This window comes from Paraburkholderia sp. CI3, from assembly GCF_050436505.1.
In the GTDB taxonomy this organism is placed as follows: domain Bacteria; phylum Pseudomonadota; class Gammaproteobacteria; order Burkholderiales; family Burkholderiaceae; genus Paraburkholderia; species Paraburkholderia tuberum.
Genome location: NZ_JBNDMI010000004.1, coordinates 1 through 14,844, shown reverse-complemented (window position 1 = coordinate 14,844; position 14,844 = coordinate 1). Strand labels below are relative to the sequence as shown.

Annotated in this window: 10 protein-coding genes, 2 tRNA genes, 3 rRNA genes and 1 pseudogene; 4 read left to right on the top strand and 12 right to left on the bottom strand. The window is 58.9% G+C overall.

The annotated features are described in order from the left end of the window. Positions 1 to 68: 68 nt before the first annotated feature. Complete coding sequence (locus tag OKW29_RS21600) at positions 69 to 1,301, bottom strand: patatin-like phospholipase family protein (RefSeq protein ID WP_429292559.1); 1,233 nt, start codon at positions 1,299 to 1,301, stop codon at positions 69 to 71. A 10-nt stretch (positions 1,302 to 1,311) separates the two neighbouring features. Then, positions 1,312 to 2,109 carry a 3-hydroxybutyrate dehydrogenase gene (locus OKW29_RS21595; protein ID WP_429292558.1) on the bottom strand — a complete coding sequence of 266 codons (798 nt, stop codon included), beginning with the start codon at positions 2,107 to 2,109 and terminating at the stop codon, positions 1,312 to 1,314. Between the two features lie 235 nt (positions 2,110 to 2,344). Here OKW29_RS21595 and OKW29_RS21590 point away from each other — a divergent pair, with 235 nt between their 5' ends. Both OKW29_RS21590 and OKW29_RS21585 read left to right on the top strand, forming a co-directional pair. Next, a complete protein-coding gene (locus OKW29_RS21590) occupies positions 2,345 to 3,316 on the top strand; it encodes a potassium channel beta subunit family protein (protein ID WP_429292557.1) in 972 nt (323 codons plus the stop codon). Positions 3,317 to 3,435: 119 nt separating this feature from the next. Next, a complete protein-coding gene (locus OKW29_RS21585) occupies positions 3,436 to 4,281 on the top strand; it encodes a 23S rRNA (adenine(2030)-N(6))-methyltransferase RlmJ (protein WP_184032566.1) in 846 nt (281 codons plus the stop codon). 77 nt (positions 4,282 to 4,358) lie between these two features. Here the strand turns inward: OKW29_RS21585 and OKW29_RS21580 are convergent, their stop codons facing one another. From OKW29_RS21580 to cueR, 4 genes are all read right to left on the bottom strand, one after another. After that, the gene (locus OKW29_RS21580; protein ID WP_187619694.1) at positions 4,359 to 5,399 is read right to left on the bottom strand and encodes an ABC transporter substrate-binding protein; all 1,041 of its coding nucleotides are present in this window, start codon (positions 5,397 to 5,399) and stop codon (positions 4,359 to 4,361) included. A gap of 223 nt (positions 5,400 to 5,622) precedes the next feature. Next, a complete protein-coding gene (locus OKW29_RS21575) occupies positions 5,623 to 5,973 on the bottom strand; it encodes a hypothetical protein (RefSeq protein ID WP_429292556.1) in 351 nt (116 codons plus the stop codon). A gap of 248 nt (positions 5,974 to 6,221) precedes the next feature. Next, complete coding sequence (locus OKW29_RS21570) at positions 6,222 to 6,368, bottom strand: DUF3563 family protein (RefSeq protein ID WP_018418650.1); 147 nt, start codon at positions 6,366 to 6,368, stop codon at positions 6,222 to 6,224. A gap of 295 nt (positions 6,369 to 6,663) precedes the next feature. Further along, the gene (gene cueR / locus OKW29_RS21565) at positions 6,664 to 7,086 is read right to left on the bottom strand and encodes a Cu(I)-responsive transcriptional regulator (protein WP_018418651.1); all 423 of its coding nucleotides are present in this window, start codon (positions 7,084 to 7,086) and stop codon (positions 6,664 to 6,666) included. Positions 7,087 to 7,220: 134 nt separating this feature from the next. Here cueR and OKW29_RS21560 point away from each other — a divergent pair, with 134 nt between their 5' ends. Then, on the top strand, positions 7,221 to 7,424 hold the full coding sequence (locus OKW29_RS21560) for a heavy-metal-associated domain-containing protein (protein WP_090803824.1): 204 nt from the start codon (positions 7,221 to 7,223) through the stop codon (positions 7,422 to 7,424). Between the two features lie 11 nt (positions 7,425 to 7,435). After that, positions 7,436 to 8,386, top strand: coding sequence for a dTDP-4-dehydrorhamnose reductase family protein (locus OKW29_RS21555; RefSeq protein ID WP_429292555.1), 951 nt, complete (start codon positions 7,436 to 7,438; stop codon positions 8,384 to 8,386). A 33-nt stretch (positions 8,387 to 8,419) separates the two neighbouring features. On the opposite strand, the pseudogene OKW29_RS21550 reads toward OKW29_RS21555, so the two are convergent. From OKW29_RS21550 to OKW29_RS21525, 6 genes and pseudogenes are all read right to left on the bottom strand, one after another. Continuing rightward, positions 8,420 to 8,611, bottom strand: a pseudogene (locus tag OKW29_RS21550) (transposase domain-containing protein); the annotation flags it as partial. Positions 8,612 to 9,100: 489 nt separating this feature from the next. Continuing rightward, a 5S ribosomal RNA gene (gene rrf, locus OKW29_RS21545) occupies positions 9,101 to 9,214 on the bottom strand. Positions 9,215 to 9,440: 226 nt separating this feature from the next. Beyond that, positions 9,441 to 12,426, bottom strand: a 23S ribosomal RNA gene (locus tag OKW29_RS21540). Positions 12,427 to 12,770: 344 nt separating this feature from the next. Continuing rightward, positions 12,771 to 12,846 (bottom strand) — tRNA-Ala (locus OKW29_RS21535). 53 nt (positions 12,847 to 12,899) lie between these two features. Further along, a tRNA-Ile gene (locus OKW29_RS21530) sits at positions 12,900 to 12,976 on the bottom strand. Positions 12,977 to 13,052: 76 nt separating this feature from the next. Continuing rightward, positions 13,053 to 14,585, bottom strand: a 16S ribosomal RNA gene (locus tag OKW29_RS21525). Together the 16S, 23S and 5S rRNA genes with 2 tRNA genes alongside form the textbook arrangement of a ribosomal RNA operon. Between the last annotated feature and the right edge of the window lie 259 nt (positions 14,586 to 14,844).

The following is a 14,844-nucleotide window of genomic DNA, read 5'->3' as shown; positions in this document are numbered from 1 at the left end:
GGCGCCGTTTTTTTATTTTCTGACGGTTCGGCCTTGGTTGGCGCAGCGTCGGGGCTCTCCGCGAGGAATCAGCGCGAATCCCGATGAATATCGTGCGTGACGAACCCGGCATCGTTTTCCGGCATATCGAGCCAGTCGGGCTGCTCGAGAGAACGGAGAATATCTTCGAGACCGCTTCGCCAATGCTCGCGCATCGTCGACAGACCGAATTGAAAGTCCTTGTAGTGTCCTTCGTATTCCTTGTGCCGGTAGATCAGGTGAATCACGTTGTAGCGCTTTGAGCACGACAGATCTTCGGCCAGCTTGCACCACGGATCGTCGCGTTGGTCTTCTGGCACACGGTCCAGCACCTCGCGCAGTACGTGGCGGAAACGCTGCGAGCGCTGCAGCATGTCGGTCACGAGACGCGTACGGCTCGAATACTGGATGTCTTTCATGCGCCCCTGCACGTCGGTGAGGTTGTCCGGCACCGGCCCGATCGCACTCCATAGGTCGACCTGAAACGCGAGCGTGTCGCGACGCGGCGTGGACTGGAGCATCTCGTAGAGCGGCGTATTCGACATCAGGCCGCCGTCCCAGTAGAACTGACCGTCGATCTCGACAGCCGCGAAGCCCGGCGGCAACGCGCCAGACGCTATGAAATGCTCCGGCCTGAGCGTGGTGTGGGTATTGTCGAAGTACGCGAAATTGCCCGTGCCGCAATTCACCGCGCCCACCGACACGCGTATTTCGCCGGAATTAATCCGGTCAAAATCACACAGCGACTCGAGCGTGGCCTTCAGCGGCGTGGTGTCGTAGTAGCTCGCCAATTGCGGCGGACCGGACACCGTGGGCAACGGCGGTGGGAAACGCGGCACGAAAAAGCCCTTTTGCCCTTCGACGATCGCGCTCATTGCCTGCGCTGCCGTAAATGCCTTGCGCACCGCTTCGCTCGAATTGAACAGCAGGTGCTCGATCGGGGCCGGCAAGGGCGGCCCGAACGCCGGCTGGCAGATCGTCTCCCAGAATTGCAGCAGACGCTCGACGCGTCGTTCCGGTGGATTGCCCGCAATGATCGCCGTATTCAGTGCACCGATCGAGATGCCCGCAATCCAGTTCGGTTCGATGCCGGCTTCGTAAAGTCCCTGAAAGACGCCGGCCTGATAGGCGCCGAGCGCGCCGCCGCCTTGCAGCATCAGCGCGACGGTTTCGTAGTTGGGCAACCGGAGATGCCGGCGCGGGCGGGCGGCGACCGACGGACCCGCGCCCTCCCCGTCGCCCGACACGCCCGCCCGCGCCCGCTTCAGATTGCGTTGCGCCATGGGCCGCCCCTTAGTGCATGTACCAGCCGTGGCTCACGACGAACGACTGGCCGGTCAGCGCCGCGCTCGGGAATGTCGACAGGAACAGCACGGTCTGCGCGACGTCTTCGACCGTCGTGAAGATACCGTCGACGGTACCGCCCAGCATCACACGCTTGATCACTTCCTCTTCGCTGATGCCGAATTCTTTCGCCTGCTCGGGAATCTGCTTGTCGACGAGCGGCGTGCGCACGAAGCCCGGACACACGACGTGCGAACGCACGTTATGCGCAGCGCCCTCCTTGGCAAGCACGCGCGACAGGCCCAGCAGAGCGTGCTTCGCGGTCACGTACGCCGACTTCAGCGGCGAGGCGAGATGCGAGTGGACCGAGCCCATGTAAATCACGACGCCGCCGCGATTGTCCTTGTACATGTGCTTGAGCGCGGCCTTGGTGGTCAGGAACGCGCCGTCCACGTGAATGGCCTGCATCTTCTTCCAGTCCGAGAACGAATAGTTTTCGATCGGATTGACGATCTGGATGCCGGCGTTGGAAACGAGAATGTCGATCGAACCGAATTCCTCGGCGACCTTGTCGATCCCCTGGTTGACGGCATCTTCGTTCGTCACGTCCATTGCCACGCCGATTGCCTTACCGCCGCCCTTTCTGATTTCTTCAGCCATGGCGTTCGCGCCGTCCTGGTTCAGGTCGGCGATCGCGACCGCAGCACCCGCGGCCGACAGAGTCAACGCGATCTGTTTGCCGATGCCGCTCGCGGCGCCAGTGACGACGGCAACCTTGCCGTTCAGATTCGAGTTCAGAGACGACATCCAGAACCTCCATGCAGTTGATGAGCAATGAGACCACGAGACCGCGCGCGGCGAGAAGTCGGCCAAACGGTATAGACCGTTCGGCGGATGCAGCGCGGCGGCCGACTTTGCTATTGTGCATGAACCCTGCGAACGACATAGGTAAAACGCACATCGAACCGTATCTCTTTAAACTGGACGCTTTCGGGCTGAATCCGGGCTCCATTCCCGTGGCATCACCAATCAGGAGACATGCATGAATTATCGACGTCTGGGCCGCTCGGGCCTGCAAGTGAGCGAGTTGTCCATCGGCTCATGGGTCACGTACGGCAACCAGGTGGATCACCGCGCCGCGCGCGAATCGCTTGCCGCGGCGCGCGACGCGGGCGTCAATTTCTTCGACAACGCCGAAGTCTACGCGGGCGGCAAATCCGAGGAGATCATGGGCCATGCGTTGAAGGAGCTCGCGTGGCCGCGCGTGAGCTACGTCGTGTCGACGAAATTCTTCTGGGGACTCAACGAAGCGCCGAACCAGTACCACACGCTGAACCGCAAGTACCTGATGAACGCGATCGACGCGTCGCTGAAGCGCCTGCAGCTCGACTATGTGGATCTCGTGTTCTGTCATCGTCCGGACCCGAACACGCCGGTCGAGGAAACGGTGTGGGCAATGAGCGACATGATCGCGCGCGGCAAGGCGCTGTACTGGGGCACCTCGGAATGGAGCGCCGACGAGATTCGCGCCGCCTATGAAATCGCCGAGCGGCATCATCTGCACAAGCCGGTCATGGAGCAGCCGCAATACAACCTGTTTCACCGCAAACGCGTCGAGCAGGAATACAAACGGCTCTACGAGGACATCGGCCTCGGCCTGACCACGTGGAGCCCACTCGCATCGGGTCTGTTCACCGGCAAATATCGTGACGGCGTGCCAGCCGACAGTCGCGCGCAGTTGCAGGGCTATGACTGGCTGCGCCAGCAGCTCACGGACCCGACCCGGAACAACGTGGTCGGCCAGCTCGGCGCGGTCGCCGACGAACTCGGCTGCACGGTCGGTCAGCTCGCGATCGCGTGGATTCTGAAGAATCCGAATGTCAGCACGGTGATCACCGGCGCCTCGCGTGTCGAACAGATCGGCGAAAACATGCAGTCCGCCGAGGTGGCCAAGCGCATCACACCGGAGATAAAGCAGCGGATCGAGGAGATCATCGGCGACGCGCACGAGTAATCGCGCACGCAGCGCCACGCACCGGGTGGCTATCCGGGCACGCGCGGTCGCGTACAATACGCGACCGCGCGTCGCCGGCTCCTTCGGGCCAGCCTGCGCTCTCTCAGCGTCCTCTCATCATGCTCAGCTACCGCCACGCCTTTCATGCCGGCAATCACGCCGACGTTCTGAAACACGCCGTCGTGTTGCAGCTCCTGCGCTACCTTGGCCAGAAGGACAAGGCCTACTGGTATATCGACACGCACGCGGGCGCCGGCGTTTACTCGCTGAAGGAAGGCTACGCGACGAAGACCGGCGAGTTCGAGACGGGTATTGCGAAACTGTGGGGCCGCAACGATCTCCCGCCGCTGTTCGCTGAATACGTCGATGAAGTCAGCGCGCTCAATGCCGATGGCCAGTTGCATTTTTATCCGGGCTCGCCGTATCTTGCGTGGCGACAACTGCGCGCGCAGGATCGTATGCGGCTCTTCGAATTGCACAGCACCGAGATCGACGTGCTGCGCCACAATTTTCGCGACGCGGGCCGACGCGCAATGCTGTATGCGGGCGACGGCTTCGACGGGATTCTCACGCTGTTGCCGCCCGCGCCGCGCCGCGCGCTGATCCTGCTCGACCCGTCGTATGAAGACAAGCGCGATTACGGGCGCACGCTGCGCTGTGTCGAGGAAAGTCTGAAGCGGTTTCCGACCGGCACGTATGCGGTCTGGTATCCGCAGGTCAAGCGCCCTGAGTCGCAGCGCTTTCCCGATCAACTGAAGCAGTTGCAGAAGGACAACTGGCTGCACGTCAGCCTGACCGTCAGCAATCCCCCGGAAGACGGCTATGGGCTGTTCGGTAGCGGCATGTTCATCCTGAATCCGCCGTATACGCTCGCCAAGACGCTGAAGGATCAGATGCCATGGCTCGTCAAAACGCTAGGCGAGGACAAGGCTGCGACGTTCAAGGTCGAATATCGCGGCAATTGAACGTGATGAGCGGCGCGTGAGCGTGCCGCGCGCGGTTCCCCGTCACCTGTCTTGCGCAACCCGATCTCCGCATACGCTCACTTGAACTGCGCCGCCGCCTTGCTCGCGAACTGGTTCGTATAGGTAGCACTCAGATCGATCTTCTTCGGATCGAGCCGGCTATCGAACGACGACAACGCGCGCAGCGACGTCGCCGGGCCATCAGCGGGCATCAGTCCGTCCGGCGAATACGCGTCGCGCACGTTGTGAAAGGCGTCGAGATAGAGCGTCGGGTCGCCCAATAGATAGGCTTGCGGCACCATCTTCAGCAGATCCGCGTCGCTCGCAGTCTGCAGCCAATGATTCGCACGCACGATCGCGTTGGTCAGCGCCTGCGTTGTCTTCGGATTTTTCTGGATGAAGCTTTCGGCCGCGTAAAGCGTCGCCGCGGGCATCATGCCGCCGAACACCTCCTGCGTGCCTTTCACCGTGCGCGTATCGACAAGCACCTTGATGGCGCCGCTCCGCGTGAGCTTGGTCATCATTGGATCGACATTGGACAGCGCGTCGATCTGCCCACTGCCCACCGCGGCCAGCACCGTCGCGCCGCTGCCGACGCCGATCGCCGAAATGTCGCTGCGCTGCACGCCGGCCTTGCGCAACGCAACAGTGAGCACGAGATCCGTCGACGAACCCGGTGCGCTCACGCCGACCTTCGCGCCTTTGAAGTCCGCGAGCGACTTGATCTGATCGGCCTTCGACTTCACCACGCCGATCACGATCTGCGGTGCGCGGCCCATCAACACGAACGCGCGATAGTGCTGACCCTTCGCCTGCATGAACAACGTGTGCTCGAACGCGCCCGCGCCGACTTCGGCGCTGCCGCCCACCACCGCTTCGAGCGCTTTCGAGCCGCCCGCGAAGTCTTCGAGCGTGACGTTCAGGCCTTCGTCCTTGAAGTAGCCGAGTTGCTGTGCGGCGAGGACCGGCAGATAGTAGAGGCCAGGTAAGCCGCCGACGGCCATCGTCAGTGTCGGCATTTCCGGCGTGTCCTTCGCGAACCCAGCGCCGGGCAACGCAGCCAGTGCGAGCAGCATCACGCAGGTGCGCGTCGCACGCTGCATCCATTGATTGAGCATGGTGACGTCTCCTTGTTGTGTTTTCCGTTCGAAGCAGTGACGCAGGCGCACATGCCGAGATCGAAGCTCACGGCGGCGAGGCGTGCAACGATTGTCGTCGGACGGTTTCACGGACGCCATGCGCCCAAACCCGAATGAGATTGTCGGGTGCGAGGCAAGCTGGCGTATGGGGGAGAAACGGGACCGCAGAAGCACCGCCGACGATCTTTCGCGCCGTCGGTACCTATTGCGGAAGGGGCACCGCTCGAGGCATCGACCGCGGCGGCACGCCACCACCCGCCGGCAATTGGATATACGGCGCGACCACGAACGGCGGCGACGATTCCGGAGGCAGCTCGACCGGTGCCGCGATCGGCGGCGCGGCGACGATCGGCTCCGGCGCAGGCGGCGAGCTCAGCAGTACGGTACCGCTCTGGCCATTATTGACGCCGCCAAGCGTATCGAGGATCACGGGGGGGCGCCCGTTATCGGACACCGCGAATGCGTCCGACGCGGCGCAGAGGGCGGCGAGCGTCGCCATGGCGGCCGCGGCCATCACGGCTCGGAAAGTTTGCAGCGAACGGACGGAGGACATGGACAGCCCGATTGGTTATGAATGCCGTCTTGCGCGAAAAACGCCATACATTACCGCGGGCCGCGTTACGAAGCTAGTCGATATTCGCCATCAGCAGCTTTCTTGCGCCGTTCACTCGAAAGAACGTCGAAGGCACACGCGGATTTCGATGTCCAGATACGACAAAGCCCCGCTTTGACGGGGCTCGACATTGGTACTGCAATGGCCGCGCAAAAGCAGCCCCGCCAGGTCAAACTCAAAGCGGAAACTTACAGCGAATAGCCGTTGGTTTCGAGCGAACGGATGCGCTGTTCGAGCTGAACGATATCCGACGACGAGGCGAGATATGCCTCACGACGGCTACGTTCCGCGGTTTCGAACCAGGTGCTGAGCTTCTCAAGAATGAATGCAAACATGATGTTCTCCAAGGATCAGATCGAATCCCCGGTGATTTGACATCAGGGATTTCCCGTAAAAGGGTTAACCCGCATTATAGCCTTAAGGTGCAACCTGAACAGTGAAATGCCCGCATGGTGTGCATTCCGTTTTGGAATAGCGCACCGGCAAGGTGCAATGCAGTTCCTGATTTTATTGGGATTCATCCAGGCGTCCTTTAAGTGGACGTCATTTCCGCAATTTTTATGCGCACTTTCGGTGCATGAATCGCTCGACCTTAAGAATCGGCAGGCCGGGTTGCACTTCGATTAGCCGCTAAAGCGGACGGCAACCTTGTCCCGATACAAGATCGGTGTCCGCCAGTCGCTCGATAATCGGACAATCTGGCCGGTCATCACCATGGCAATGATCGGCCAGATGCGCGAGAGTGTCGCGCATGTCCGTCAGTTCGGCGATGCGGCGATCGAGTTCGGCGACATGTTCGAGCGCGATCCGCTTTACTTCGGCACTTGCACGCGAGCGGTCGTGCCATAGAGCAAGCAGCCGCCGGATATCCTCGACCAGAAATCCGAGCCGGCGAGCCTGGCGAATAAAGCGCAAGGAATGCACTTCCTGCGGGCCATACACGCGATAACCGGCGCTCGTGCGCGCCTTCGCAGTCAATAGGCCGACACTTTCGTAGTAGCGGATCATTTTTGCCGTAACGCCCGACACGCGGGCCGCTTCGCCTATGTTCATGACTCTTTCCTCAAGGTTGCGGCTGAACTCCAGTCGATCGTACTCCTTCCCATGGTGGGAAGGTCAGCTACCCAAACAAGGTACGGCAGGCATAATTCGACTATCCGCAATCTGATTCCGCCGAGGTCTTTGCAATGACAATCGAACTCCATGTAGAAGGCATGAGCTGCCAGCACTGCGTTGCCGCTGTCACGAGCGCGATTCGCGAGCACGACGCCGCCGCGCAGGTTCAGGTGGATCTCGCGACCGGCCGCGTGCTCGTGGAGTCGGCGCAACCCGTCGATGCGCTGAAGGCCGCGATTGACGAGGCCGGATACACGGTCACGTCTGTGCGCTGAGGGTGCCGCGCATGTTCAAGGTTGCCGTAATAGGTGGTTCCGGATTGCTCGGCCGCGCGCTCAACGACGAACTCGCGCGCCAGACCGGCTGGCAGACCGTCTCCACCGCATATAGCCGAACGTCCCCGCGAATGGTCGCGTTGGATGTTCGCGATAGCGTTGCGGTCGAGCGTTTCGTCGACCGCGTAGCGCCGGATGCCGTCGTGATTGCCGCGGCGGAGCGCCGTCCCGATGTATGCGAGCGCGACCCGGCGCTTGCTCGCGCGCTGAACGTCGATGCCGTGCGAATGATCGCCGGGGCGGCGAACCGACACGGCGCGTGGACACTGTCGATCTCGACTGACTACGTGTTCGACGGCACGCACCCGCCCTATCGTCACGACAGCACACCTGCGCCACTGAACGCGTACGGACAGAGCAAGCTCGAAGGCGAGCGAGCGCTGACCGACACGGCCGAGGGCGGATGCGTGCTGCGTCTGCCGCTGCTATATGGTCCGATCGTCAGTTGGTCGGAATCGGCCGTGACTAGCCTCGTGCCGTCGATTGCAGCGGCGGCGGTGCCGGGGGCCCAGGCTGCCAGGATGGACGCTTGGGCGATCCGCTATCCTACGTTCACGCCCGATGTCGCTTTCGTGATCCGACAGATGCTCGAGCGGCACGCGCGCGGCGAAACGGTCTCTGGCATCGTGCAATGGTCGGGCGACGAACCGATGAACAAGTACGAGATCGCCGTGCGCCTGGCAGAAGCGTTTCAACTCGACGCGCGTCTGACGCCCCAGCGCACACCCACCGACGCGACGCCGCGCCCGCACAACTGTCATCTGGCATCGAGCCGTTTAGAGGTACTCGGAATCGGCCGACGCACGCCTTTCGATATGGCGATCCGGCTGGTGCTGGCCGCGTTTCCGTGGCAGGGACAGGCCAACTTCCGTATGATCCGGCACCTTACGTGCGTGCGGTAAGCGGCTGGCGAACCCACGTTGACGGACGGTGAATCAGGCGACAGCGGTAAGAGGTTGCCAGTTATGTGGCAGCAATGCGGCGATGTCGCTTGCCCTGTGGGTGGGCGGCCGTGTCCCGATGTCTTTCAGATATGCGTGGGGTTCGTGACCGTTGAGTTGCGCTGAGCGGATGAGGCTCATGATTGCGGCCGCACGTTGGCCAGCGCGCAGCGACCCAGCGAACAATCAGATCCTATGTAGCGTGAGAGTCGTCCGCATTCGACTTTGGGCTATCTGTCGCCCGTTGCCTACGAGGCAAAACCGACAGTAAAAGAACCTATCAGCCTGTCCGAAATAACTTGACCACTACAATTAAACCCGCCGTTGCGCTTCGACCTTGAAATCGCCCTTTCCACGTAATGATTTGGCTTACTGATACGCATAAGACTATCCGATATAGTAAGAGAGTCCTTGTGTCCTTAGATGCGTGCGTGCGGGAGGCTAGCGTTGAGCGCGGGAACGCCGCCGAGCAGCGCTCGGGACGAGCTAGACGCTTGTTTGTGCGCAGGTCATATGCGCAAAAAAGCGTCGATCAACAGGCTACTTTTGGCAGTGGCTGGCAACGGCGTCCGACCACGCTTATTGTTCGTGCTCGGTCGAGCATGTTGCTGTTGATTTGGGCCGCGTAAACGCAAAAACCCCACCGCGGCGGGTGGGGTTTCTGACTGGAGGGGAGCCTGACGATTACCTACTTTCACACGGGCAATCCGCACTATCATCGGCGTGGAGTCGTTTCACGGTCCTGTTCGGGATGGGAAGGGGTGGGACCGACTCGCTATGGTCATCAGGCATGACGGGTTGCTGCGTCGCAGGGCTGGAGTCAACCGCTTGCGCCACAGCCAATCGGGAAGAAGCGTAAAGGATTCGAGTGTGGGGGTTGTGTTGTTTCTGGCACAACACTGAATCCCAACCGTGCGTTTCTGTTGGCTCCCGCGGGAGTTCACACCAATCCCCTTCGGGGATCGGACCGGCGTAAGTGCTCAAGCACTAACGCGGGTCGAGACACACCTGTTATAGGATCAAGCCTTACGGGCAATTAGTATCAGTTAGCTCAGTACATTACTGTACGTGCACACCTGACCTATCAACGTCCTGGTCTTGAACGACCCTTCAAGGGGCTCGAAGCCCCGGGGATATCTCATCTTAAGGCGAGTTTCCCGCTTAGATGCTTTCAGCGGTTATCTCTTCCGAACATAGCTACCCGGCGATGCCACTGGCGTGACAACCGGTACACCAGAGGTTCGTCCACTCCGGTCCTCTCGTACTAGGAGCAGCCCCCTTCAAATATCCAGCGCCCACGGCAGATAGGGACCAAACTGTCTCACGACGTTTTAAACCCAGCTCACGTACCTCTTTAAATGGCGAACAGCCATACCCTTGGGACCGGCTACAGCCCCAGGATGAGATGAGCCGACATCGAGGTGCCAAACACCGCCGTCGATATGAACTCTTGGGCGGTATCAGCCTGTTATCCCCAGAGTACCTTTTATCCGTTGAGCGATGGCCCTTCCATACAGAACCACCGGATCACTATGACCTGCTTTCGCACCTGTTCGACTTGTCAGTCTCACAGTCAAGCACGCTTATGCCATTGCACTATCAGCACGATTTCCGACCGTACTTAGCGTACCTTCGTACTCCTCCGTTACACTTTGGGAGGAGACCGCCCCAGTCAAACTGCCTACCATGCACTGTCCCCGACCCGGATCACGGGCCAAGGTTAGAACCTCAAACAGATCAGGGTGGTATTTCAAGGACGGCTCCATTGAGACTGGCGTCCCAACTTCATAGCCTCCCACCTATCCTACACAGACCGGTTCAAAGTCCAATGCAAAGCTACAGTAAAGGTTCATGGGGTCTTTCCGTCTAGCCGCGGGGAGATTGCATCATCACAAACACTTCAACTTCGCTGAGTCTCGGGAGGAGACAGTGTGGCCATCGTTACGCCATTCGTGCAGGTCGGAACTTACCCGACAAGGAATTTCGCTACCTTAGGACCGTTATAGTTACGGCCGCCGTTTACCGGGACTTCAATCAGGAGCTTGCACCCCATCATTTAATCTTCCGGCACCGGGCAGGCGTCACACCCTATACGTCCACTTTCGTGTTTGCAGAGTGCTGTGTTTTTATTAAACAGTCGCAGCCACCAGTTTATTGCAACCCTTTCACCCTTCTGGCGCAGGCCAGTCAGGCTATGAGGGCGTACCTTATCCCGAAGTTACGGTACCAATTTGCCGAGTTCCTTCTCCCGAGTTCTCTCAAGCGCCTTAGAATACTCATCTCGCCCACCTGTGTCGGTTTGCGGTACGGTCACTGTGAAACTGAAGCTTAGAGGCTTTTCCTGGAACCCCTTCCAGTTGCTTCGTCGCCTAGGCGACTCGCCTCGCACCCTTGAATTGCGCGCCCGGATTTGCCAAAGCGCCTTCTCCAATGCAAGGACCGGGACTTCCAACACCCGGACAACCTTCCGCGATCCGTCCCCCCATCGCATTTCACAATGGTGCAGAAATATTAATCTGCTTCCCATCAGCTACGCATTTCTGCCTCGCCTTAGGGGCCGACTCACCCTACGCCGATGAACGTTGCGTAGGAAACCTTGGGCTTACGGCGAGGGGGCCTTTCACCCCCTTTATCGCTACTCATGTCAGCATTCGCACTTCCGATACCTCCAGCACACTTTCCAGTGCACCTTCGCAGGCTTACGGAACGCTCTCCTACCATGCACATTACTGTGCATCCGCAGCTTCGGTATATGGCTTAGCCCCGTTACATCTTCCGCGCAGGACGACTCGATCAGTGAGCTATTACGCTTTCTTTAAAGGGTGGCTGCTTCTAAGCCAACCTCCTGACTGTTTTAGCCTTCCCACTTCGTTTCCCACTTAGCCATATTTGGGGACCTTAGCTGGCGGTCTGGGTTGTTTCCCTCTTGACACCGGACGTTAGCACCCGATGTCTGTCTCCCGTGATTGCACTCTTCGGTATTCGGAGTTTGCTATGGCGTAGTAATCCGCAATGGACCCCACAACCATGACAGTGCTCTACCCCCGAAGGTGACACACGAGGCACTACCTAAATAGTTTTCGGAGAGAACCAGCTATTTCCAGGTTTGTTTAGCCTTTCACCCCTATCCACAGCTCATCCCCTAACTTTTCAACGTTAGTGGGTTCGGTCCTCCAGCACGTGTTACCGTGCCTTCAACCTGGCCATGGATAGATCACCTGGTTTCGGGTCTACACCCAGCGACTGGACGCCCTGTTCGGACTCGCTTTCGCTACGCCTGCCCTAATCGGTTAAGCTCGCCACTGAATGTAAGTCGCTGACCCATTATACAAAAGGTACGCCGTCACCCCGCTTTAAGCGCTCTCGCGCTTAAATCCACTTCAAGCGCGCAGTGGTCATGTTTCAGACTTGATGTCTTTTGACGCATTCATTTCATGAATGCGCCGAAAGCGCTTAAAGCGGGGCTCCGACTGTTTGTATGCATGCGGTTTCAGGATCTGTTTCACTCCCCTCCCGGGGTTCTTTTCGCCTTTCCCTCACGGTACTGGTTCACTATCGGTCGATCACGAGTATTTAGCCTTGGAGGATGGTCCCCCCATCTTCAGACAGGATTTCACGTGTCCCGCCCTACTTCTCGTACACCCAGTTCTTCCATGCTGTTTTCGTCTACAGGGCTATCACCTGCTATGGCCGCACTTTCCAGAGCGTTCGACTAACAATACGGATAACGTGTACCGGCTGATCCCATTTCGCTCGCCACTACTCTGGGAATCTCGGTTGATTTCTTTTCCTGCGGTTACTTAGATGTTTCAGTTCACCGCGTTCGCTTCACGTAGCCTATGGATTCAGCTACGGATACTCCATTAGGAGTGGGTTTCCCCATTCGGACATCTCCGGATCAATGCTCGTTTGCCAGCTCCCCGGAGCTTTTCGCAGGCTACCGCGTCCTTCATCGCCTGTGATCGCCAAGGCATCCACCACATGCACTTGTTCGCTTGACCCTATAACGGGTGTGTCTCTGTGTCGACCCACGTTAGCGCTTTAGCGCTTACGTGGGTCCCATCCCCGGAGGGGATAGACGCACTCGCTACAGGTTGAGTATTCGTGTTGCGCCGTATTCCAAGGCAATCTTTCGATCACCTTTAAAATACATCGATACAATCACAACCCTGATTCACCTACTCGGCACCCATCTCCAGGCGCCTTTCGTGAATCTCTTTACTACTTCTTCCTGATTGTTAAAGAACGGCAGCCGGTATGAAGCCTGTGCCTCATACCGCTCTGACTGGCTCAATCGCCAATGCGCAACGCTCTGCCTTCATGCAGAACCCTGCGCATTGAGGATTGGTGGAGGATGACGGGATCGAACCGACGACCCCCTGCTTGCAAAGCAGGTGCTCTCCCAGCTGAGCTAATCCCCCAGTCCCACAGATATTCCAGCGGCCCCAGCCCTTCAGCTCACCAGACAAGACCGTGGTGGGTCTGGATGGATTCGAACCATCGACCCCCGCCTTATCAAGACGGTGCTCTAACCGGCTGAGCTACAGACCCCTGAAGTCTGTCTGCGTTGCTTCTAACCACAGCCGATAAGCGTGAGCACTTGAGTGCAATGAATGCACAGCTCTGGAAAGGAGGTGATCCAGCCGCACCTTCCGATACGGCTACCTTGTTACGACTTCACCCCAGTCATGAATCCTACCGTGGTGACCGTCCTCCTTGCGGTTAGACTAGCCACTTCTGGTAAAACCCACTCCCATGGTGTGACGGGCGGTGTGTACAAGACCCGGGAACGTATTCACCGCGGCATGCTGATCCGCGATTACTAGCGATTCCAGCTTCACGCACCCGAGTTGCAGAGTGCGATCCGGACTACGATCGGTTTTCTGGGATTGGCTCCACCTCGCGGCTTGGCAACCCTCTGTTCCGACCATTGTATGACGTGTGAAGCCCTACCCATAAGGGCCATGAGGACTTGACGTCATCCCCACCTTCCTCCGGTTTGTCACCGGCAGTCTCCCTGGAGTGCTCTTGCGTAGCAACTAGGGACAAGGGTTGCGCTCGTTGCGGGACTTAACCCAACATCTCACGACACGAGCTGACGACAGCCATGCAGCACCTGTGTTATGGCTCCCTTTCGGGCACTCCCGCCTCTCGGCAGGATTCCATACATGTCAAGGGTAGGTAAGGTTTTTCGCGTTGCATCGAATTAATCCACATCATCCACCGCTTGTGCGGGTCCCCGTCAATTCCTTTGAGTTTTAATCTTGCGACCGTACTCCCCAGGCGGTCAACTTCACGCGTTAGCTACGTTACCAAGCCAATGAAGGCCCGACAACCAGTTGACATCGTTTAGGGCGTGGACTACCAGGGTATCTAATCCTGTTTGCTCCCCACGCTTTCGTGCATGAGCGTCAGTATTGGCCCAGGGGGCTGCCTTCGCCATCGGTGTTCCTCCACATCTCTACGCATTTCACTGCTACACGTGGAATTCCACCCCCCTCTGCCATACTCCAGCGCTGCAGTCACCAATGCAGTTCCCAGGTTAAGCCCGGGGATTTCACATCGGTCTTACAGCACCGCCTGCGCACGCTTTACGCCCAGTAATTCCGATTAACGCTCGCACCCTACGTATTACCGCGGCTGCTGGCACGTAGTTAGCCGGTGCTTATTCTTCCGGTACCGTCATCCCTCACGGATATTAGCCACGAGGTTTTCTTTCCGGACAAAAGTGCTTTACAACCCGAAGGCCTTCTTCACACACGCGGCATTGCTGGATCAGGCTTGCGCCCATTGTCCAAAATTCCCCACTGCTGCCTCCCGTAGGAGTCTGGGCCGTGTCTCAGTCCCAGTGTGGCTGGTCGTCCTCTCAGACCAGCTACAGATCGTCGGCTTGGTAGGCCTTTACCCCACCAACTACCTAATCTGCCATCGGCCGCCCCTTGAGCGCGAGGTCCCGAAAGATCCCCCGCTTTCCTCTCCCGAGCGTATGCGGTATTAATCCGGCTTTCGCCGGGCTATCCCCCACTCCAGGACACGTTCCGATGTATTACTCACCCGTTCGCCACTCGCCACCAGACCGAAGTCCGTGCTGCCGTTCGACTTGCATGTGTAAGGCATGCCGCCAGCGTTCAATCTGAGCCAGGATCAAACTCTTCAGTTCAAACCTGTTACTGTGTTCGGGCTCTCTCGAACCCGGTCGCTCACTCAACGTACTGACGATGATTGATCCGTCTTTCGACAGACAAACCTTCCTCTAATACTGTGTGAGGCTTCTGATACTTCTGCCTGACAGCAGACTCCGGAGAATCCGCCGCCGCATTCCGCATCAAGCGCCCACACTTATCGGCTGTTAGTTTTTAAAGATCGGTCCGCCAAACCCGCCGCGCCTGAACCACCTGAACCACCACTACCCGGCACCG